At 42.0% G+C, this 383-nt stretch carries 1 protein-coding gene; it reads right to left on the reverse strand.

Annotated features, from left to right (window positions below; translation table 11 throughout):
• Nucleotides 1-144 precede the first annotated feature (144 nt).
• Nucleotides 145-383 (reverse strand): hypothetical protein (locus tag NE665_RS24105; protein ID WP_256302731.1); only part of this gene is annotated, 239 nt, incomplete at its 5' end.

The following is a 383-nucleotide window of genomic DNA, read 5'->3' on the forward strand; positions in this document are numbered from 1 at the left end:
CCTTCCTTCTTCTCTTCTTTTGATGCTTCCTTCATCTCTTCCATTCCTTTTCTCCTTCCATCGTACCTTTGCATAAGGAAGGGAGTGCTCCCTCCCTCATGTAAGAGCACGATGTGCTCTTTTGTATGTATCCGTATTCTCTGTTTATGGTGCAGGTGTCGGATCTGCCTTATCCATTTCCAGCGTATAAGTTACATTGAATGCCTTCTCATAGATACCTTTTGTTTTTTCTGGAATCGTACTCTTGGATGCACTGCCATCAAGAACAAGCGATTTTGATGAATTCGGTGCTATCTTCAACTGCTCAGCAGCTTCAAACGTATTATCTCCCAGCTTCATCCATTTATTGTTCAACTTGATTGCGACAGTTTTAGGGTTATCTG

The sequence above is a fragment of the Clostridium sp. DFI.1.208 genome (genome assembly GCF_024463855.1).
Classification (GTDB): domain Bacteria; phylum Bacillota_I; class Bacilli_A; order Erysipelotrichales; family Erysipelotrichaceae; genus Clostridium_AQ.